14 protein-coding genes, 3 tRNA genes and 1 pseudogene are annotated in these 21,051 nt (G+C 60.4%); 12 read left to right on the top strand and 6 right to left on the bottom strand.

Annotated features, from left to right (window positions below; genetic code table 11):
• Window positions 1-114: 114 nt before the first annotated feature.
• Together ispD and dnaQ are read right to left on the bottom strand one after the other, a co-directional pair.
• Window positions 115-801, bottom strand: a complete 687-nt coding sequence (ispD, locus tag H3L91_RS11740; RefSeq protein ID WP_007341200.1) for a 2-C-methyl-D-erythritol 4-phosphate cytidylyltransferase — start codon at window positions 799-801, stop codon at window positions 115-117.
• Window positions 798-1,541, bottom strand: a complete 744-nt coding sequence (gene dnaQ / locus H3L91_RS11735) for a DNA polymerase III subunit epsilon (RefSeq protein WP_007341199.1) — start codon at window positions 1,539-1,541, stop codon at window positions 798-800. Before dnaQ ends, ispD begins: the two co-directional genes overlap by 4 nt.
• A gap of 301 nt (window positions 1,542-1,842) precedes the next feature.
• Between dnaQ and H3L91_RS11730 the strand changes: the two genes are divergently transcribed.
• Complete coding sequence (locus H3L91_RS11730) at window positions 1,843-2,388, top strand: NGO0322 family iron-responsive protein (protein ID WP_007341197.1); 546 nt, start codon at window positions 1,843-1,845, stop codon at window positions 2,386-2,388.
• Window positions 2,389-2,540: 152 nt separating this feature from the next.
• Window positions 2,541-3,227 (top strand): 16S rRNA pseudouridine(516) synthase, encoded by a 687-nt coding sequence (locus H3L91_RS11725; protein ID WP_007341196.1) that lies wholly within the window; start codon window positions 2,541-2,543, stop codon window positions 3,225-3,227.
• A 440-nt stretch (window positions 3,228-3,667) separates the two neighbouring features.
• Here the strand turns inward: H3L91_RS11725 and ffh are convergent, their stop codons facing one another.
• Entirely contained in the window at window positions 3,668-5,035 is a 1,368-nt protein-coding gene (gene ffh / locus H3L91_RS11720; protein WP_007341194.1) for a signal recognition particle protein, read from the bottom strand.
• A gap of 109 nt (window positions 5,036-5,144) precedes the next feature.
• Here ffh and H3L91_RS11715 point away from each other — a divergent pair, with 109 nt between their 5' ends.
• Both H3L91_RS11715 and smc read left to right on the top strand, forming a co-directional pair.
• The gene (locus H3L91_RS11715) at window positions 5,145-5,951 is read left to right on the top strand and encodes a cytochrome C assembly family protein (RefSeq protein ID WP_007341193.1); all 807 of its coding nucleotides are present in this window, start codon (window positions 5,145-5,147) and stop codon (window positions 5,949-5,951) included.
• Between the two features lie 558 nt (window positions 5,952-6,509).
• A complete protein-coding gene (smc, locus tag H3L91_RS11710) occupies window positions 6,510-9,998 on the top strand; it encodes a chromosome segregation protein SMC (protein WP_007341190.1) in 3,489 nt (1,162 codons plus the stop codon).
• A 303-nt stretch (window positions 9,999-10,301) separates the two neighbouring features.
• Here smc and H3L91_RS11705 read toward each other — a convergent pair whose 3' ends face one another.
• The 3 genes from H3L91_RS11705 to folD form a co-directional block, all read right to left on the bottom strand.
• Window positions 10,302-11,045 (bottom strand): HesA/MoeB/ThiF family protein, encoded by a 744-nt coding sequence (locus tag H3L91_RS11705; protein ID WP_007341188.1) that lies wholly within the window; start codon window positions 11,043-11,045, stop codon window positions 10,302-10,304.
• Between the two features lie 52 nt (window positions 11,046-11,097).
• A complete protein-coding gene (locus H3L91_RS11700) occupies window positions 11,098-11,448 on the bottom strand; it encodes a hypothetical protein (protein WP_007341187.1) in 351 nt (116 codons plus the stop codon).
• Between the two features lie 230 nt (window positions 11,449-11,678).
• The gene (folD, locus tag H3L91_RS11695; protein ID WP_007341185.1) at window positions 11,679-12,551 is read right to left on the bottom strand and encodes a bifunctional methylenetetrahydrofolate dehydrogenase/methenyltetrahydrofolate cyclohydrolase FolD; all 873 of its coding nucleotides are present in this window, start codon (window positions 12,549-12,551) and stop codon (window positions 11,679-11,681) included.
• A 235-nt stretch (window positions 12,552-12,786) separates the two neighbouring features.
• Between folD and H3L91_RS11690 the strand changes: the two genes are divergently transcribed.
• The 8 genes and pseudogenes from H3L91_RS11690 to ileS all read left to right on the top strand — a co-directional run bounded on the left by H3L91_RS11690 (window position 12,787) and on the right by ileS (window position 20,899).
• A tRNA-Pro gene (locus tag H3L91_RS11690) sits at window positions 12,787-12,864 on the top strand.
• Between the two features lie 38 nt (window positions 12,865-12,902).
• Window positions 12,903-12,979: transfer RNA gene (locus H3L91_RS11685), tRNA-Arg, on the top strand.
• Between the two features lie 34 nt (window positions 12,980-13,013).
• Window positions 13,014-13,089: transfer RNA gene (locus H3L91_RS11680), tRNA-His, on the top strand.
• A 181-nt stretch (window positions 13,090-13,270) separates the two neighbouring features.
• The gene (gene rfaE2, locus H3L91_RS11675) at window positions 13,271-13,771 is read left to right on the top strand and encodes a D-glycero-beta-D-manno-heptose 1-phosphate adenylyltransferase (RefSeq protein ID WP_007341184.1); all 501 of its coding nucleotides are present in this window, start codon (window positions 13,271-13,273) and stop codon (window positions 13,769-13,771) included.
• Window positions 13,768-15,493 (top strand): annotated as a pseudogene (locus H3L91_RS11670) (bifunctional biotin--[acetyl-CoA-carboxylase] ligase/type III pantothenate kinase). The gene rfaE2 and the pseudogene H3L91_RS11670 overlap by 4 nt, the downstream one beginning before the upstream one ends.
• Complete coding sequence (locus H3L91_RS11665; RefSeq protein ID WP_007341182.1) at window positions 15,490-16,395, top strand: hypothetical protein; 906 nt, start codon at window positions 15,490-15,492, stop codon at window positions 16,393-16,395. Before H3L91_RS11670 ends, H3L91_RS11665 begins: the two are co-directional and overlap by 4 nt.
• Before the next feature lie 381 nt (window positions 16,396-16,776).
• Window positions 16,777-17,880, top strand: a complete 1,104-nt coding sequence (porB, locus tag H3L91_RS11660; RefSeq protein WP_007341179.1) for a trimeric porin PorB — start codon at window positions 16,777-16,779, stop codon at window positions 17,878-17,880.
• 232 nt (window positions 17,881-18,112) lie between these two features.
• Window positions 18,113-20,899 carry an isoleucine--tRNA ligase gene (ileS, locus tag H3L91_RS11655; protein WP_007341177.1) on the top strand — a complete coding sequence of 929 codons (2,787 nt, stop codon included), beginning with the start codon at window positions 18,113-18,115 and terminating at the stop codon, window positions 20,897-20,899.
• The last annotated feature ends 152 nt before the right edge of the window (window positions 20,900-21,051 follow it).

The raw sequence follows: 21,051 nt of genomic DNA, 5'->3' as shown, positions 1-21,051 counted from the left end.
CGGCAGTGTTGCAGGCCGGATGTTTGAATGCGGTGTTTTCCGCAGGAATATCCCGTCGCGTGGGATGTGTCGGATACGAGTATCCGGCCTACGGCCTTCGCCGGAGCTGCGTTTTCAGACGGCCGCGAGCAGGAGGCGGACGAGGGTTTCGTCCTGCGGCAGGGTGAGTTTGAGGTTGCGGGCGTCGCCTTCGACCAGCTGGGGGCGGATGCCGAGGGCTTCGACGGCGGAGGCTTCGTCGGTGAAGCCGTCGCTGTCGGCGGCACAGAGGGCGCGTAGGAGTAGGGCGGTTTGGAAAAGCTGGGGGGTTTGCGCCTGCCAGAGGGCGGTGCGGGGGACGGTGGCAGCGATGCGGTTTGCGCCGTCGCCGCGTTTGAGGGTGTCGGCCACGGGCATGGCGAGGATGCCGCCTTCGGGTGTGCCGCCGGCTGCTTCGATGAGGCGGGTGAGGGCTTCGGGGGGGAGGCAGCAGCGGGCGGCGTCGTGGACGAGGATGTTGTCGTGCGGGGCGGCGATGCCTTGGGCGGAGAGGGCGTGCAGGCCGTTGCGCACGGTTTGGGCGCGGCTTGCGCCGCCGGCGCGGAAGATGCCGAGGCGTTTGGATGAGGCCGTCTGAAAAATGTGGTCGGCGGGAGCGAGGATGACGGCGGTGTAGTGGATTTGCGGGTGGGCGAGGAAGATGTCTATGGTGTGCTGCAAGACGGTTTTGCCGCCGATTTCGAGATATTGTTTGGGCTTGGCCGCGCCGAAGCGGCTGCCGCTGCCGGCGGCGGGGATGAGGGCGATGTTGCGGGGGCTCATTCGGCGTGTTCCCGCGCTTGGGGCTGCCAGAGGCAGTGGCCGCCGGTGGCTTGGTTGATTTCGTCGAGGATGGCGGCGTGGGCGGCGAGTTCGGTTGCGTCGGCTTTGATGACTTTCAGACGGCCTGTGCGCACGAGGGGGGCGGCGGTTCGTGTGTTTTGGGCGGGGGTGTCGCCGTTGTTGTCGTCGCTGCCGCCGACGAGGTCGAATTGTTCGCGGGTCATGGCGAGGTAGACTTCGGCGAGGAGTTCGCAGTCGATGAGTGCGCCGTGGTAGACGCGTTTGCTGCGGTCGATGTCGAGGCGGCCGCACAGGGCGTCGAGGCTGGCTTTCTGGCCGGGGTATTTTTCGCGCGCCATGGCGAGGGTGTCGGTTACTTCGCAGCCGAGTTCTTCGATGGTGGGCAGCCCCATGCGCTCGAATTCCATGTCGAGGAAGCCGACGTCGAAGCGGGCGTTGTGGATGATGAGTTCGGCACCGCGCAGGAAGTCGGCGATTTCTTGGCCGACGGCGGCGAATTTTGGGGCGTTTTTTTCGGCGAGGGTGTCGAGGGTGATGCCGTGTACGGCCGCGGCTTCTTCGGGGATGTCGCGGTCGGGGTGGATGTAGAGGTGGAGGGTGCGCTCGGTGAGGCGGCGTTTGCGCATTTCGATGCCGGCAAATTCGAGGATGCGGTCGCCCCGGTCGGAGTAGAGGCCGGTGGTTTCGGTGTCGAGGATGATTTGGCGTTCGCGTGCCATGGGTTTTCCTTGGGGTTTCTCGGGCTGTTTTCGGGCGGCATTTTACGGGAGGGGCGGGGGCGGGGCAACGGAAGCCGTTTGCGGTCTGCGTATTGCGGGGCTTTGGGCGGGAAACGGGTTCGCAGGCCGTCTGAAACGGGTTTTGGCTGCGCCGAAGCTGCGCTTTCAGACGGCCTTTTTGCCTAAAATACAGGCAGAATCTGATTTTTCTGCAAACTTTTTTGCGTTTATATTCAATCTGATTGTGGGTAAGTTAATTAATAGTAACAATTAACGTTTGATTCCGTCTCTGCAATTGGGTATGATTCCCTCCATTGAGTCGGGCGCAACGCCCGCTACGGCACCCAGCAGGGAGGATAAGATGTCAGAAACGATGTTCAAACTCTTTGCCTCGGATATTTTGCAGCTTCACCAACACACGTTTTCGTCTTGGCTGGCTGTTCCAAGGGCAGAGGATGACGGCGAACCGGCCGTGTTCAGCAGCATATACGCCCATATCGACGGCCATTATTATTTCGCCGTGCCCGAGCAGTGCCCGGCCGCCGCCAGTCAAAACGGCATTGTGCTGATTGAAAGTGAGGAGTCCGACATTCGGCTCAGCTGGGTGGGTCAGGCGCGGGAGGTGTCCTGCAAGGAATGCGTGTACCGCGACGCCTGCGCCGTGCTGCAACGCCGTTGCCGCCACGCGGCCAATCTGGAAGAAAACTGCCGCCTGGTGGAGTTTTGTCCCGAGCAGGGGCATTTGAGCATAGGCGGCAAATACGACGCTGCGTTATCGCCGCAGCTTTTGCAACGCGCTCTGTATCCGGCGGCGCAACAGTTGGTTTTCATGAGAGAAGCTTCTTAAAAGGGAAGGAGGGTTGAAAGACCAGCATTTTTGGTAGTGGTTTGTGTTCCTTTTGCGCCCCTGTTGTCAGGGGCGGTTTTTTTTGCGCGGCTTTTTTCAGGCGGCCTTTTCTGTGAGAATAGGCCGTCTGAAAACTTTATCGGTGTATCGGTATGCAGCTGGTCAAATATTTGCAGGCGCAGGGCGTCGGCAGCCGCAGGCAGTGCGAAAGGCTCGCCGAATGCGGCGGTGTGGAGGTGAACGGCGAAACGGTGTCCGGCGCGAAAACGGAAATCGCGCCGGATTCGGTGCGCACGCTGCGCATCGGCGGCGCGGCGGTGTGCGTTGTGCCGCTGCCTTATTTCTATATTGTGCTGAACAAGCCCGCAGGCTACGAAACGTCGCACAAGCCGCGCGACTGGCCGGGCGTGTTTACGCTGTTTCCCGCCAACCTGCGCAATCTCGATATGCAGGCGGTCGGCCGGCTGGACGCGGATACCACCGGCGTGCTGCTGATTACCAACGACGGCCAGTTCAACCACCGCATGACTTCGCCCAAGCACCATGTCGCCAAACTCTACCGCGCCACGCTCAAACACGCCGCCGACGCGGCCTTGTGCGAAACGCTGCAAAACGGCGTGCTGCTGCACGACGACAATGAAACCGTGGCCGCCGACGCGGCGGAGCTTGCCGACCCGCACACGCTGCTGCTGACCATCGGCGAGGGGAAATACCACCAGGTCAAACGCATGGTCGCGGCGGCGGGCAACCGCGTCGAAAAGCTGCACCGCCTGCGCTTCGGCAGCTGGTCGGCCGAGGATTTGGCGGTGGGAGAATGGCGTTTTGTTTCAATCGGATAAACGGGTGCGGCAAACCGTTTGTTCCGTTTTCCAGCCGCTTGTGCTTTTTTCAGACGGCCTCCGATGCGGCGGTTTTAATATGCGCCCGTCTGACAACGTTTGCCTTCGGGCAGACATGTGAGTAAGACGTTTTCCCCGTAATGTGTTTGGCCATCTATACTTTCCCCTTGGTATAGATGGTATTTTTTTTGCCCGCATTCCGCCCGCGCATCAATCGGAAAGGCCGTCTGAAAACCTGCATGCAGGGTTTTCAGACGGCCTTTTGTCGTGTCGTGTCTTAGGGTGTGTTGACAATCAACATTTTGGCGGCTTTTCCGTCATAAAACGGCATCTGCCGCGTTGAAAACACTCTCCTATGGACGGCATAGGCTCGTGTTTCCGCCTTGCATCTGCCGTTTTCTGCCGCAAAATCCGCTTCAAAAGTTGAATGTCAACACACCCTACTTCATGCCGGGGAACACGCCCTTCATGCCTTTGGCCAGGCTCATCAGCTTGCGCATATTGTTGCCGCTGAACATTTTCATCATCTGCTGCGACTGCTCGAACTGTTTGAGCATTTTGTTCACTTCCTGCACCGTCGTGCCCGCGCCGGCGGCGATGCGGCGTTTGCGCGAGGCTTTGATGAGCGCGGGGTTGGCGCGCTCTTTCGGGGTCATCGAATTGATGATGGCTTCCACATGCCCCATCGCCTTTTCCGCCGTGCCTTCGGGAATCTGTTTGGAAAGCTGGCCGATTTCGCCGGGCATTTTCGACATCAGGTTTTCCAGTCCGCCCATATTGCGCATCTGCTGGATCTGCAATTTGAAATCGTTGAGGTCGAAACTTTTGCCGCGCCGCAGCTTTTTCGCCATTTCGGCGGCGGCCTCTTCGTCTATGCCTTTTTGCACGTCCTCCACCAGCGTCAGCACGTCGCCCATGCCCAGAATGCGCGAGGCGATGCGGTCGGGGTGGAAGGCTTCGAGGCCGTCGGTTTTTTCACCCGTGCCGAAAAACTTAATCGGCTTGCCGGTGATTTTGCGCACCGACAAGGCCGCGCCGCCGCGCGAGTCGCCGTCCATCTTGGTGAGGATGACGCCGGTGAGCGGCAGGGCTTCATTGAACGCCTGCGCGGTGTTCACCGCGTCCTGGCCGAGCATGGCGTCGACGACAAACAGGGTTTCCACCGGATCGAGCGCGGCGTGCAGCTCTTTGATTTCGTCCATCATTTCCTGATCGATGGCCAGCCGGCCGGCGGTATCGACCATCAGCACGTCGTAGAAGCCGCGTTTGGCTTGGGCGAGGGCGGCGCGGGCGATTTCGACCGGTTTTTGCGAGACGTTGGAGGGGAAGAAATCGGCCTGCACCTGTTCGGCGAGCAGGCGCAGTTGCTCGATGGCGGCGGGGCGGTACACGTCGGTGGAAACGAGCAGGATTTTTTTCTTTTTGTCCTGCGTTTTGAGCAGGCGGGCGAGTTTGCCGACGGTGGTGGTTTTGCCCGCGCCCTGCAAACCGGCCATCAGCACCACGGCTGGCGCGGCGGCGGCAAGGTTGAGGCTACTGTTCGCGCCGCCCATCAGTTCGACGAGGGCTTGGTTGACGACGGTGATAAATGCCTGTTCCGCCGTGAGGTTTTCGCTGATTTCGCGGCCGAGTGCCTTTTCCTTCACTTTGGCGACGAAATCGCGCACCACGGGCAGGGCGACGTCGGCTTCCAAGAGGGCGAGGCGCACTTCGCGCAGGGCGGGTTTGATGTTGTCTTCGTTGAGCGTGGCCGCACCGCTGATGTTTTTGAACACGGAGCGGAAGCGGCCGGTAAGGTTGTCGAGCATGGTATTCCTTATTGAACGCCGCCACGCGGGCGGTGTTGTTTGATAAAATCGGCGCATTTTACACCAAGCGGCGGGTTTTGACGGACTGTTGCGCCGCCGGAAGAATGCCATGCCGATTATGCTGATTTGTCTGACGTTTGTTTACGCCGCGCTGGCCGCCTTCGTGTGGTTTTGGCGGCTCAAAAGGGAGGCGGCGGATTATCCGCTGGGGCGCGAGCTGGCGGTGCTGGCCGCCGCGCTGCTGCCGCACGGCGCGGCTTTGCTGTTGCCGGTGCTCTCCGACCATGTGTTGATACTCGGCTTGGGTTATGCCACGGCGGTGGTGGTGTGGCTGATGCTGATGCTGTATCTGGCGGGCAGTTTTTTCTACCGCCTGCGCGGCTTGCAGCTTTTGCTGTATCCCCTGTCGGCCTTCCTGCTGCTTTGCGCCGCGCTGTTTCCCGGCCATTCGGCGGCCTACCGGCTGGACGACTGGCCGTTTATGCTGCACATCGTGTCCTCGCTGCTGGCGTACAGCCTGTTCGGCATCACCACGCTGATTGCGGTGCTGATTCTGTGGCTGAGCCGCGATTTGCACCGCCACCGCCTCTCACCCTCACGCTCCTTCCTGCCGCCGCTGTTGAGTTTGGAAAAGATGATGTTCCAGTCGATGTGGGCGGGCTTCGCGCTGCTGACGGTGTCGGTGGTGAGCGGCACGTTTTTTTCCGAGGCGGTGTTCGGCCGCCCGCTCACTTTCACGCATAAAAACCTGTTCGGCGTGCTGTCGTGGTTTATCTATGCCGGCCTGCTGCTCAAACGCAGCATGATGTCGTGGCGCGGCAAACGGCCGGCGGTGTGGACGATTGTCGGCTTCGTCTGCCTGATGCTGGCCTACGCGGGCAGCAAGTTTGTGCTGGAAGTGCTGCTGAACCGCTGAACGTTCTTTGGGAACACAGAGGCCGTCTGAAAGCGTAGCTGCGCCGAAGCTACGCTTTCAGACGGCCTTTTTTTTGTTTTCAGACGGCCGCCACATGCGTCCGCCCCCCGCGTCAAAACAGGCCGTTTTCTGCAAAACGGCCTGTTTCTTATGCTGTTCGGGCTGCGCCCGGGTTTCTCTATTCTATTTTTTTACCTTTGCCAACTTGGCTTGGGCGGTGCTGCCGCACCGGTTTGTAGCGCAATGTAGTTTAAATCGTAACGGTTGACAAGCGGGAAGCCGTTGTTGTCTTAATAAAAAGCGGAAAATTGCCGAAAGCTGGCTTTTTTCGGCGGTTTCGGCTGCGCAAACGCGTTTGGCGACGCATAACGCGCGGCGGCGGTACGGAAAAAAGGGCATTTTCGGCGACGGGCGGCGGCAAAAGGCCGTCTGAAAGCGTCTGTTGCCGCGTGTAACCGTTTCCCGCTGCGGCAAACCGTTTTTCAGACGGCCTTTTGCCGTTTTTTATGGCGTTTTCCATTAAAATGCCGCCTTTTTCCCGTCTGCATCTTTCCGCCCATGCGCCTGACCCACATCAAACTCTCCGGCTTCAAATCCTTTACCGACCCCACCACGATACATGTTCCCGGCCAGCTTGTTGCCGTGATCGGCCCCAACGGCTGCGGCAAATCGAATGTGATCGACGCGGTGCGCTGGGTGTTGGGCGAAGCGTCGGCCAAGCAGCTTCGCGGCGAGAGTATGCAGGACGTGATTTTCAATGGCGCGGCCACCCGCCGCCCCGCGCCGCGCGCCTCGGTGGAACTGGTGTTCGACAACGCCGACCACTCCTTGCAGGGCGCGTGGGGGCAGTATGCCGAAGTGAGCATCAAACGCCAGCTCACGCGGCAGGGCGAGTCCACCTACTACATCAACAATCAGGCCGTGCGCCGCCGCGACATCACCGACCTTTTTCTCGGCACGGGCGTGGGCGCGCGCGGCTATGCCGTGATCGAACAGGGCATGATTTCGCGCATTATCGAAGCGCGTCCCGAAGAATTGCGCGCCTATATCGAAGAGGCGGCGGGCGTGTCCAAATACAAAGAACGCCGCAAGGAAACCGAAGGCCGTCTGAAAGACACCCGCGAGCATCTGCAAAGGCTGGGCGATTTGCAGAACGAACTCGCGCGGCAGGTGGAAAAACTGGAAAAACAGGCCGAAACCGCCGAGCGTTACCGCGCCCTTACCGAGCAGCTCAACCGCAGCCAGGATATGCTCGACTACGCCCAATGGCAGAACTCGCTCGCCGCCGCCGACAAAGCCACCGCGCAACATCAGGCCTTGCAGGCGCAGCAGGACGACACCGCCGCGCAGATTCAAACGCTTTCAGACGACATCCGCGCCCTGCAGACCGAAGAACAGGCGCAGCAGCAGAGTGCCCACGACCTTGCCAACCGGCGCGGCGTGTTGCGCGAACAGATTGCCCGTCTTGAAGAGCAAATCCGCCACCGCCAAAACCTGCACCAGCGCATCGAGCGCGACAAACAGGCCGCGCAGGCGCAAATGCAGCGCATCCGCCAAGAGCAGCAGCAGATTCGCGTTCTGATAGAAGAAAACGACATCGAAACCGAAGAAAAACAGGCCGAGTTGGCCGAACTGGCCATGCAGGCGGCCGAACACGAAGAGAGCCTGCCCGCGCTCGAAGAAGCCCAAGCCGCGCTCAACGCCGCCTACCAGTCGCAGCACGACGAAACCGCCCGCCTCAAACGCGAGCTGGCCTTAAAACAGCAGCAGCTTGCCCACACGCAGCAAACCCTGCGCCAACACGAAGCGCAGCAGGGCCGTCTGAACGCCGAAAGCCAGGCCCTCAACCTGCCCGACGAAGCCGACACCGCCGCCGCGCAGGAAACCGCCGCCCTGCTGCAAACCCAACAGGAGCATTACGAAGAGCAGATCATCGCCGCCGAAACCGCCCTTGCCGCCGCGCGGCAGGCTTTTCAGACGGCCTCCGCCCGTTTTCAAACCATACAGCAGCAGCACATCACCCTCACCGCGCAGCAGCAGGCCGTTTCCCAGCTTTTGGCGCAGCAGCCCGCAGCCGACTTCTGGCAGCACACCGAATGCGCCGACGCACCGCAGCTTTGGCAGCACATCACCGCCCCCGCCGAGTGGCGGCACGCGCTGGCCGCCGTCCTCGCCGAACGCCTGCACGCCCGCGCCGTCCCCGCCGCCTTCGCCCTGCCCGCGCCCCTGCCGCAGGCTCAGGCCGCATGGCTTTCAGACGACCTTTCGGGCGGCCTGAAAAAATCCCTGCCCGCGCAGGCTCTGTTAAACCAAATCCAAGCGCAGCCGCCGTTTCAAACCGCCCTGCACTACTGGCTCGACGGCGTATTGTGCGCCTCCAATCTCGACTACGCCCTTGCGCACCAAGCCGACTTGGCTGTCGGCCAAATCTGGCTCACGCCCGAAGGCCACCAAATCGACAAAGTCAGCGTTTTGCTTTACGCCGAGCCCGCGCAGGAAAGCCTGATGGCGCAGAAAGCGCGTTTGGACGACCTCGCCGCCGCGCTTGAAACCCTCGCCCCCGAGCTGGCCGCCGCCGAAGCCGCGCAAAACCAAGCCCGCACCGCCGCCGAAGCCACCGAAGCGCAGCACCGCGCCCTCATCCAGCAACAGCAGCAGCACAGCCGCGAACACAGCCGCGCCCAGCAGCACGCCGCCGAACTGCTCGCCCGCACCAACCAAGGCCAAATCCGCCGCGAACACATCGTGCGCGAACTGGCGCGGCTCGAAGAAGAAAATCTGGTGCTGCACCACAGCGCAGACGGCCTTTCAGACGACATCGCCACCCTCACCCAAGCCGTGTCCGAACTCGAACAGCACTACCAAAACGCCGCTGCCGAACGCCAAACCCAGCAAGGCCGTCTGAAACAGGCGCAGCTTGCCCTGCTGGAAACCAACCGCCGCTACGGCCTCGCCGAAGTCGCCGTCCACAAACTCCAACAGCAGAAACAAAACCACCAGGCCCAAATCGACCGCCTTGAAGAGCAGGCTGCCGATTTGCAGGAACGCCAGCAGGAGCTTGCCCTCGCCTACGAAACCGAAATGCAGGGCGACGAGCAGCATATCCAGCTCGAACACCTCGGCGAAGCCGTGCACACCCTCGACGAAGAATACGCCGCCCTGCAAACCGCGCTGGCCGACACCCAAACGCGCGGGCGGGCGCAGTATGAAAAAGTGCAAACCCTGCAAACCAAACTGCCGCAGCTCCAAGCCGCCACCCAAGCCGCCCTGCTGCAACAGCAGGAAGCCCTCATCAACGCCAAACGCTTCCACCAAAACCTCAGCGAGCGCGGCGCAGATTTGGAAGCACTCGAACAAGCCGCCGCAAGCGCAGGCCGCCCAAGCGCACTGGGCAGCAGCATCAGCGAACTTACCCGCCAAATCGAAGCCCTCGGCGCAGTCAACCTCGCCGCCCTGCAAGAGCTCGAAGAAGCCCGCGAGCGCGACGGCTACTACCGCAGCCAGAGCGAAGACGTACAGTCCGCCATCGCCCTTTTGGAAGAAGCCATCGCCCAAATCGACAGCAAAACCAAAGAACGCTTCAAAGCCACCTTCGATGCCGTCAACGAAAAAGTACAAACCTTCTTCCCCACCCTGTTCGGCGGCGGCGAAGCCACATTACACATGGTCGGCGACGACCTCCTCACCGCAGGCGTATCCATCATGGCACGCCCGCCCGGCAAGAAAAACGCCACCATTCATCTGCTCTCCGGCGGCGAAAAAGCCCTCACCGCCATGAGCCTCGTGTTCGCCCTGTTCAGCCTCAACCCCGCCCCCTTCTGCCTTTTAGACGAAGTTGATGCCCCGCTGGACGACGCCAACACCTCTCGTTTCTGCAACCTCGTCAAAGAAATGAGCGCGCAAACCCAGTTCCTCTATATCTCGCACAACCGCCTCACCATGGAAATGGCCGAACAGCTCGTCGGCGTTACCATGCAGGAAAAAGGCGTATCGCGCATCGTCGCCGTCAACATCCAAGAAGCCCTGAAAATGGCCGAAAGCGCGTAGGTCGTCTGAAAGAGGTAGGTCGGGCATTCATGCCCGACGGGCAAATCGATAAAATTTAACCGTGTCGGGCATGAATGCCCGACCTACTATTTTTCAGACGGCCTCTGCCCTTAGGTAGGGTGTGTGGCGCAGCCACGCACGCGGTTTCGGATGGCGGGGCGGGCACGGATTTTGTCGGTGGCAGGAAACGCGTGCGCCGCCTCGGGGCGGCACACCCTACGTTCGGTTCGGTATGGGTTGGATGGGAAAAGGCCGTCTGAAAAAAACAGTTTTCAGACGGCCTCTGCCGTTTATTGCACGCGTTCAGCCGCCGCAGACGCGGCAGTTCGGGTCTTTCGGGATGGCGAAGCTGTGCCATTGGCCGCTCAGCGCGTTGTAAGTCTGCAAAACCCCGTGCGCCGCCGCGCCGGTGCCCAGCAGCACGTTCAGTGCGGCGGCGGCCTGCATGGTGCCGATGATGCCGACCAGCGGGGCGAACACGCCGAACAGGGCGCACGCGCCGTCGGTGGCGGTTTCGCCGTCGAATAGGCAGGCGTAGCAGGGCGCGTCGGGCAGGTCGACGCGGTAGGTGGCGAGCTGGCCGTCGAAGCGCACCGCCGCGCCGGAAACCAGCGGTTTTCTGTGGCGCACGCAGGCGCGGTTGACGGCCTGGCGGGTGGCGAAGTTGTCGCAGCAGTCGAGCACGATGTCGGCCTCCGCCGTCTGCGTGTCGAGTTCGTCTGCGTCGAGAAAGCGGGGCAGGGCGGTTGTTTGGCAGCGGCTGTTGATGCTTTTCAGACGGCCTGCAAGGGTTTCGGCCTTGTTGCGGCCGATGTCGGCTTCGCTAAAGGCGGTTTGGCGTTGCAGGTTGGTGTCGTCCACCGCGTCGCCGTCGGCTAGAATAATGCGCCCCACGCCCGCTGCGGCCAGATAGGGCAGGGCGGCCGCGCCGAGGCCGCCGCAGCCGACGGCCAGTACGGTGGCGGACAGGAGTTTTTCCTGCCCTTCGATGCCGATTTCGTCCAGCAGGATGTGGCGGCTGTAACGCAGCAGATCGCGGTCGTCCATGTGCGGGGTTCCTGTGGTGAGGCCGTCTGAAAGGCATTCGGACGGCCTGTGTTTATTGTTTGGGCGCGGCGTGTTGCCATGCCTTGATTTGGTCGAACTGCGTCCGGTTGCAGCGGACGCGGAAGAGCGGTATGCCGTTGTCGGCGCGGGTGGCGGCGAGTTCGCCCGCCTGCCAGTTCAGGCGGACGCTGTGGCGCGGCAGGTTGGCTTTGCCTCCCTGTGTGCAGGCGATGATGTAGCTGATGCGTTCCGCACCCAGGCTGATAGTGCCGCAGGGATGGGTTTCCGTGGCGAGATTGAGCACCAAATCGTCGTTTTGCGCTTGGATACGGACGATGCGCGGCGTAGGGGCGCAGCCTGATAAGGCTATCAGGACGGGGATGAAGGACAGTTTCCGTTTCATACGGTTGCCGTTTGCGTTTGTTTTGCGGACTGTGTTTCAGCTTTGCTTAGGGTCTGTTGACAATCAGCCTTGCGGCGGTGTTTTTGGCAAAAAATACCCGTCTGCCGCGTCAAAAATGCCCGCAGGTGTCCAACCTTGCTGCGCTTTTTTCCTTGCATTCGGGCATTTTTTACTCAAAAAACCGCTCGCAAGCTGATTGTCAACAGACCATAAAGAGTGCAAACCGGTTTTCAAACGGCCTCTGCGCCCGCCGCGTCGTGCAGCTCGGCGGCGCGCAGGGTGTTTTCCATCAGCGTGGCGATGGTCATCGGGCCGACGCCGCCGGGCACGGGCGTGATCATCGCGGCGCGTTCGGCGGCTGCGGCAAATTCCACGTCGCCGCACAGCGAGCCGTCGTCCATGCGGTTGATGCCCACGTCAATCACCACCGCGCCGGGCTTGATCCACGCGCCTTTGACGAAGTTGGGAATGCCCACGCCGGCGACAACGATGTCGGCCTGCGCCACTTCGGCGGCGAGGTTCTGCGTTTTGCTGTGGCAGATGGTAACCGTGGCGCGGGCAAGCAGCAGTTCCAAGAGCTGCGGGCGGCCGACGATGTTCGACGCGCCGACCACCACCGCTTTTTTGCCCTCGGGATTGACGCCGTAGTGTTGCAGCAGCGTCATCACGCCCTTGGGCGTGCAGGGGCGCATCAGCGGCATTTTCACCACCAGCCGGCCGACGTTGTAGGGATGGAAGCCGTCCACGTCCTTGTGCGGCAGGATGCGTTCGAGCACCGCCTGGCCGTTGATGTGCGGTGGCAGCGGGAGCTGGACGAGGATGCCGTCCACACTCTCGTCGGCGTTCAGCTTGTCCACCAGAGCCAACAGCCCCTCCTGCGGCGTGTTTTCGGGCAGCTCGTAGGCGCGCGACTCGAAGCCCACTTTGGCGCAGGCGGTTTTCTTGTTGCGCACGTACACCTGGCTGGCGGGGTCTGCGCCGACCAGCACCACCGCTAAGCAGGGTGCGCGCAAGCCCTGGTTTTTTCGTTGTTCGACCTTTTGCGCCAAATCGGCCAAAAGCTGTTGCGAAACCTCTTTGCCGTTAATCAGTTGTGCGGCCATGCCTGTCCTTTCTATATATATGTATAGTATGCGGATGAAACGGATGAGACGGAAAAGGCGGGCATTATGGCATTTCCCGCCCAGTTTTTCATCCGCGCCGAGGCATTAGGCCGTCTGAAAAAGCGCGGGTTCAAAATACACTGTAAAAATAACGCACAAACAGGCCGTCTGAAAAAATGCGCGGCGCGGTGCTTGACGGCTTTTCAGACGGCCTGTATAGTCCGCGTCTTCTCGTCGGGGCGTAGCGCAGCCCGGTTAGCGCATCTGCTTTGGGAGCAGAGGGTCGTGAGTTCGAATCCCACCGCCCCGACCAAATCTCCCGACGCCGAAACAAAGCCCGCGAAGGTTGATGCGCCCGTAGCTCAACCGGATAGAGCACCCGCCTTCTAAGCGGGCGGTTACAGGTTCGATTCCTGTCGGGCGCGCCAAAACGGCAGTTTGATACGGTAAAAGTTTTTTGTGGTGGCTGTAGCTCAGTTGGTAGAGCCCCGGATTGTGATTCCGGTTGTCGTGGGTTCGAGCCCCATCAGCCACCCCAGCATACAAACCCGCTTCCCTTTATTCGGAAGCGGGTTTTCTGTTGCCGTTTTCAGACGGCCTCAGGCAGCGGCAGGCCGTCTGAAAAACACCCCGCGCGGCCTGTTTCCGCCGCCCTCGTTGCCCTAATCCCATGCTTTCGGTATGATTTGGCCTTTTCGTTTTTTAACCGAGTCAAACCTATGCAAACATGGTCGCAGCCCGATTTCGAGCAGAAAATCTGCCCACCGCAAGAGCTGGCGCAGCGCATCGCCGCGCTGCCGCGCCCGCTGGTGTTCACCAACGGCTGTTTCGACATCCTGCACCGGGGGCATGTTACCTATCTGGCGCAGGCGCGTTCGGCCGGTGCGGCGATGGTGCTGGCTCTGAACACCGATGCCTCCGTGCGCCGCCTCGGCAAAGGTTCCGACCGCCCGATTAACCCGCTGGCCGACCGCGCGGCCGTGGCGGCGGCTCTGGCCTGCGTGGATTTGGTTACCTGGTTTGACGAAGACACGCCCGCCGCACTGATCGAAACCGTCAAACCGGACATCCTGATAAAAGGCGGCGACTGGCCGCCGGAAAAAATCGTCGGCGCGGCGCAGACGCTCGCACGCGGCGGCCAAGTGTTTTCCATCCCCTTCCTGCACCAAACCTCCACCACCAAAACGCTGGAAAAAATCCGCGCCTCGGAGCGCGGATGATGCGGCAGGCGCACTGGCTGCTGCTCGCCGCCCTTTCAGACGGCCTGCCGCAGCACATCACCGCGCTGGCGCGGGCAGGCGGCGTCCGGCCGCCTCAGCTCAACGGCCTGTGGCAGCAAATGCCCGTGCACATACGCGGCCTGCTGCGCCAGCACGACGGCTATTGGCGGCTGGTGCGCCCGCTAGCGGTGTTTTCCGAAGAAACGCTGGCCGCCGCCGCATCGGGTTTCCAAGCCGAACTGCGCCACAGCCACCCGTCCAGCAACGACATCATCCTCGCCGCCGCCCGCGAAAGCGTCCCGTCCGCCCACCGCCGCCTGTGCCTTGTCCACGAACAAACCGGCGGACGCGGCCGGCAGGGGAAAAAATGGCACAGCCGCACCGGCGAATGCCTGACATTCAGCTTCGGCTGGGTGTTCGACAAACCGCAGGCCGAACTCGGCGCGCTGGCTCTGGTGGCCGGCCTCGCCTGTCGCAACGCCCTGAACAGCCTGAACATTCCCGCGCAGGTCAAATGGCCGAACGACTTGGTGTCCGGCGGCGGCAAACTCGGCGGCATCCTGATTGAAACCGTGCGCGGCGAAGGCAAAACCGCCACCGTGGTCGGCATCGGCCTCAACTACGTCCTGCCCAAAGAAGTGGAGCAGGCCGCATCGGTACAGGCCGTCTGCAAAACCGCCCCGCCGCCCGCCCCGCTGCTGCTGCAAACCATGCTGCGCCAACTCGATACCGCGCTGGCCGCATTCGCCGAACAGGGTTTCGCCCCCTTCGCCACCGCCTACGAACAGGCCAACCGCGACCACGGCCAAGCCGTCCGCCTGCTGCACCACGGCCAAATAATAGAAGAAGGCATCGTGGCCGGCGTTACCGTGCAGGGCGCATTGCGGCTGCGCACCGAAACGGGCGAAAAACAAATCGTCAGCGGCGAAATCAGCCTGCGCCAAAGCCCGCTCCCGCCGCAGGCCGCCCCCGCCCGCCGCCTGCTGCTCGACTGCGGCAACAGCCGCCTGAAATGGGCATGGCTGGAAAACGGCAAACCGGGCGCGGTGTCCGGCACGCCCTACCGCGATTTGCAGCCGCTGGCCGACGACTGGCGGCGTTTCGGCGGCGCGGGCGTGGCCGTAACCGGCTGCGCCGTGTGCGGCGAAGAAAAAAAAACGCCAAGTGGCCGCGCAAATCCCCGCGCCGATAGAATGGCTGGCCTCCATGCCGCAGGCACTGGGCATCCGCAACCACTACCGCAACACCGCCGAACACGGCGCAGACCGCTGGTTCAACGCCCTCGGCAGCCGCAGTTTCAGCGGCAACGCCTGCGTCATCGTCAGCTGCGGCACCGCCGTAACCATCGACGCGCTTACCGACGATAACCAATACCTCGGCGGCAGCATCATGCCCGGCTTCCACCTGATGAAAGAAGCCATGGCCGCCAAAACCGCCCACCTCAACCGCCCCGCAGGCAAGGTTTACCCCTTCGCCACCACCACCGCCAACGCCATTGCCGGCGGCATGATGGACGCCGTCTGCGGCGCACTCATCCTGATGCACGGCCGTCTGAAAGAAAAAGTGGGGCGGGAAAAGCCCGTCGATGTCGTCATCACCGGCGGCGGCGCGGCCAAAGTGGCGCACGCGCTGCCGCAAGGCTTCGTTTTAGACAACAATATCAAAATCGTAGATAATTTGGTCGTTTACGGCCTCGCAAACTGGGTAGGACAAAATCAATGAAGTGGTTGTTTTTCGCACTCGTCGCGCTCAATCTCATCGTGTTCGGCGGCACAACGCTCACCAAAATCATCGCCGAGCAGGAAGCCGATCTCGCCGTCCGCCGCAAAGAAGCCGGCGAAAAACTCGCCCGCACCGCCTCCGAGCTCTCCGAGCCGATGGTCAAACCCAAAAACGCCGGCGCAGCCCAAGCCCCCGCATCCGCCCCCGCCCGCACAAACGGCGACTGGGTGAACGACAACGGCGGCGCGCAGGAAGTGTTCGTCGAACCCGCCGACACCGAAGAAGACGCTGCCAAACGCATCGCCGCGCGCGAAAAATGGATGCAGGACGAAAAAGCCCGCCAAACTGCCATCCGACAGGAAGCCGAACGCCGCCGCCGCACCGGCGAGAGCGCGCCCTACGGCAGCTACGCCACGGACGACGCCGCAGCCGGCGCGCGCGGCGGCAGACAATGCACCGCCACCGCCAGCGTAACCATACCCGAAGACGACTACCACCGCATCAAAGGGCTGCTCGCCCGCTGGCCGCACGCCGCCAACCGCAGCGTCGAACGCCGCGAAGCCCCCAAAGGCAAAACCACCTACGCCGTGTGGACGCCCATCAACATCGACGCGGGCAGCCAAATGCAGGCATTGCAGGAAAAAGGTTTCAACACCGTATTGATGGAAGGCGGCATCAGCGTCGGCATCCGCGCCGACCGGGGTCAGGCGCAGGCACTCCTCTCCCGCTTGCAGGGCGCGGGTTTCAACGGCCAGCTGCGCGAAATCAACTCGGCGGGCGGAGGCGGGCAGAGCGTCGCCAAAATGCAGGTAACCTTCATGACCGTAAACGACAACGATGCCAAAGCCATCCAAAACATCGTCGGACAATACGGCCGCCTCACCCGCAACCGCTGCCGCTAACCTTACGGTAGAGGCCGTCTGAAAAACGCCGAATCCGCTTTTTCAGACGGCCTGATTGTGCGGCGCACCGCCCGCTTCGCCTGCCAAACTGCCGCAAGTGCGAAAACGCAACAAATCCCGCAGCGGCGGCTTTACCGTCCCGCATCAAACAGGCTGCCGAATAACAGCATGAAAACAAAAAGACAATTCGGATTGTGTTGGATAAACCCCACACTTTTGCGCCGCATTCCGGCGGGAAAACGCCGATAAAGTTTGTTTTTTTGCAGTGAAGCATTTATATTTACGCCCATGCAATCGCCCGAATAGGGCGGACAACGCAACAGCTTAATCGGAGTCATCCGGTTTCGCCTGATTTTCTTAAACGTTAAAAGGAATACAGCAATGAAAAAAACCCTGATTGCTCTGTCTCTGTTTGGTTTGTCCACTGCCGCTATGGCAGACGTAACCCTCTATGGTCAGATTAAAGCCGGTGTCGAAGTCAGCCAGACTAAAATACACGAGAACGGTGTTAAAACCAAAGACCACACTACTACCGAACTTGCCGACTTCGGTTCCCGTGTCGGTTTCAAAGGTCACGAAAGCTTGGGTAACGGCCTGAACGCAATTTGGAAAGTAGAATCCAAAACTTCCGTAGCTGGCAACAGTACTGGCTGGGGTAATCGTCAGGCTTACATCGGTTTGGAAACTACTGCCGGTACCATCCGCGCCGGTAAAATGTCCACCCAGTTGGATGATATGGAAGATCAAAGTGGCAAATGGGAAAACAACAACCACGCCCTTGATTTGGAAACTCTGAAACGTACCAGCGAGAAAATCCTGTCCGTACGTTACGACAGCCCTGTATTTGCCGGTTTCAGTGCTAACGTTCAGTTCTCTCCGCGTGATAATGCCACAACTAATGTTCGTGGCGAAGGTTACACTAACGGTCGTGATGGCCATGGCGGTGATACTTCTTCCTACTACGCTGGTTTGAACTACGAAAACTCCGGTTTCTTTGCCCAGTATGGTTTTGCCTATAAGAAAACTGCTTCTGTCGGCACCAGCGGCAAAAAATCCGGTCAGGCTCACCGTGTAGTTGCCGGTTACGATGCCAATAATCTGTTTGTAAGCGGTACTTACCAGTACACCAACGGTTGGGATAGTCTCAATAGCTATCGTGCAACATTGTCTGGTGATGATGACTACGATGCAGCTACTGACGGTTCTGCCGGCGTTAAAACTCACGAGCTGGCTGTAAGCGGTGCTTATACTATGGGCAACGTAACTCCCAAAGTGTCTTACGCTCACGGTTTCAAAGCCAAAGGCAAAAACCTGTCTGACGCTGAGAGAAACTCCACCGAGTACAACCAAGTGGTTGTCGGTGCGGATTACGACTTCTCCAAACGCACTACCGCATTCGCGCAAGCCGGTTGGTTGAAAGCCGGTAAGAAAAACGACAAAACCGAAACCACAGCCGGTTTGGTTGGTCTGCGCCACAAATTCTAATCTTCGGATTGGATAATGCATAGAAAGAGCCTGCGAAAGCAGGCTCTTTTCTTATTTCAGGCCGTCTGAAAGCACGGCTTCGGCGCAGCCAAAACCCCGCATCGTGCTTTTCAGACGGCCTGCGGCCTTATAATCGGCCTCGGTTTGGGCTACAATGCGGCCATTGTTTTTTGTTTTCAGACGGCCTTTTGCAGAGGCTGTTTCCCATTTTAAAACAACGCCGGAATACAACATGACCGATTACCGCAAAACCGTAAACCTATTGGACACCCCGTTCCCCATGCGCGGAGACCTTGCCAAACGCGAGTCGCAATGGCTCAAAAGCTGGTATGAACAAAAACGCTATCAGAAACTGCGCCAAATCAGCAAAGGCCGCCCGAAATTCATCCTGCACGACGGCCCGCCCTATGCCAACGGCGACATCCACATCGGCCATGCCGTCAATAAAATCCTCAAAGACATCATCCTGCGCAGCAAAACGCTGGCCGGTTTCGACGCGCCCTACGTTCCCGGCTGGGACTGCCACGGCCTGCCCATCGAAGTGATGGTGGAAAAACTGCACGGCCGCGACATGCCCAAAGCCAAATTCCGCGAACTCTGCCGCAGCTACGCCGCCGAACAGATTGCCCGCCAGAAAAAGGACTTCATCCGCCTCGGCGTGCTGGGTGATTGGGAGCATCCCTATCTGACCATGGACTACAAAACCGAAGCCGACACCGTGCGCACCTTGGGCGAAATTTATAAGGCGGGCTACCTCTATCGCGGCGCGAAACCCGTTCAGTTCTGCCTAGATTGCGGCTCTTCGCTGGCCGAAGCCGAAGTGGAATACAAAGACAAAGTGTCCTCTGCCATCGATGTAGCCTACCCGTTCAAAGACACCGCCGCGCTGGCGGCGGCTTTCGGTTTGGACAAAATCGAAGGCGAAGCATACGGCGTCATCTGGACGACTACGCCGTGGACGCTGCCCGCCAGCCAGGCCGTTTCCGCCGGAGCGGAAATTGTTTACCAACTGATCGATACGCCCAAAGGCAGGCTGGTGCTGGCCAAAGATTTGGCGCAATCCGCGCTCGAACGCTACGGCTTTTCAGACGGCCTCAAAGTGTTGGCCGAAACCACGGGCGAAAAACTGGAAAACCTGCATTTGAGCCATCCCTTCCTGGAACGCGACATCCCGCTGCTGAACGGGGAACACGTTACCACCGAAGCCGGTACGGGCTTGGTGCACACCGCGCCCGCGCACGGTTTGGAAGACTATTTTGTCTGCATCAAATACGGCATCGAACTGATCAATCCCGTCAACGCGCAGGGGCGTTATATTGCCGACACGCCGCGTCTGGCGGGCATGACCGTTTGGGAGGCCAATCCGCTGGTCATCGACTGGCTGGCCGAAAACGGCCGCCTGCTGGCAAACGGAAAAATCGAACACAGCTACGCCCACTGCTGGCGGCATAAAACCCCGCTGATTTACCGCGCCACCGGCCAATGGTTTATCGGCATGGACAAAAACGGCGCGGACGGTAAAACCCTGCGCAACAAAGCCTTGCAGGCTGTGGACGACACCGAGTTTTTCCCCGCATGGGGCAGGGCGCGCTTGCAGGCGATGATCGAAGGCCGTCCCGACTGGGTGGTGTCCCGCCAGCGGTTTTGGGGTACGCCGATGACCTTTTTCGCCCATAAGGAAACGGGCGAACTGCACCCCGATTCCGCCGCGCTGCTGGAAAAAATCGCGCAGCGCATCGAAGAAAAAGGCATCGAAGCATGGTTCGCGCTCGATAAAAGCGAGCTGCTGGATGCAGAAGATTGCGAACACTACGACAAGCTGCCCGATACGATGGACGTATGGTTTGATTCGGGTTCGACGCATTATTCGGTGCTGAAACAGCGCGAAGAGCTGGCCTGGCCTGCCGATTTGTATCTCGAAGGCAGCGACCAGCACCGGGGTTGGTTTCAGTCTTCCATGCTGACCGGCTGCGCTACTTTGGGACGCGCGCCGTACAAACAGCTTCTGACCCACGGCTTCGTTGTCGATCAGGACGGGCGCAAAATGTCCAAATCGCTGGGCAACGTGGTTGCCCCGCAGGAGGTGTACAACGAATTCGGCGCGGACATCCTGCGCTTGTGGACGGCGACCACCGATTACAGCGGCGAGCTGGCGATTTCCAAAGAAATCCTCAAACGCGTTACCGAAAGCTACCGCCGCCTGCGCAACACCCTGCGTTTCCTGCTGGCCAACCTGAGCGATTTCCATCCCATCGAAGATGCCGTGCCGCAGGCCGACATGGTGGAAATCGACCGCTACGCGCTGGTAATGGCGCGCCGGTTGCAGGAAAAACTGGCGGGCGACTACTATCCGCGCTACGCCTTCCATTTTGCCGTGCAGGATATTGTTGCGTTCTGTTCCGAAGATTTGGGCGCGTTCTACCTCGATATTCTGAAAGACCGCCTGTACACCACGCCCGCAGGCAGCCACGCCCGCCGCAGCGCGCAAACCGCGCTTTACCACATCACCCGCAGCCTGGTGCTGCTGGTCTCGCCGATTTTGTGCTTCACGGCCGAGGAGGCGTGGGACATCATCGGCGGCGGCGAGGAAGACAGCGTGTTGTTCCACACTTGGCACGATTTCCCGCAGATGCCGTCTGAAAGCGAAGCCGCCCTTAGCAGAAAATGGCAGGCCGTGCGCGAAGTGCGCAATGCGGTAACAGCCGCCATCGAGCCTTTGCGCTCGGACAAATCCCTCGGCTCTTCCTTACAGGCCGAAGTGGTGATTACCGCGCCGGCGGAGTTGGCCGCCGCCCTGTCCGCCTTGGACGGCGAATTGCGCTTCGCCCTGCTGGTTTCCAAAGCCGAGGTGAAAGAGGGCGCGGAACTGTCGGTGGAAGTGAAAGTGAGCGGCGGCGAAAAATGCGAACGCTGCTGGCATTACACCGCCGATGTCGGCACGATGGCCGGACACGAAACCGTCTGCGCCCGCTGCGCCGAAAATGTCGAAGGCCGCGCGGAAAGCCGCCATTACGTTTGACGCCCGCCTGATTTGAAGCGGAAAGGCCGTCTGAAAAAACGTTTTTCAGACGGCCTTTAAAGCAGACAAGCGGCGGCACTAGGGTGCGTAAATGCGTTAATCAAAAAAAACGACCGTCTGTTTGCAAAAATAACCGATAAAACCAGTCGGTA

The sequence above is a fragment of the Neisseria bacilliformis genome (assembly GCF_014055025.1).
In the GTDB taxonomy this organism is placed as follows: Bacteria; Pseudomonadota; Gammaproteobacteria; order Burkholderiales; family Neisseriaceae; genus Neisseria; species Neisseria bacilliformis.
Note: the sequence above shows the minus strand (reverse complement) of the source record. Positions and strands in the feature narration are given on the sequence as shown.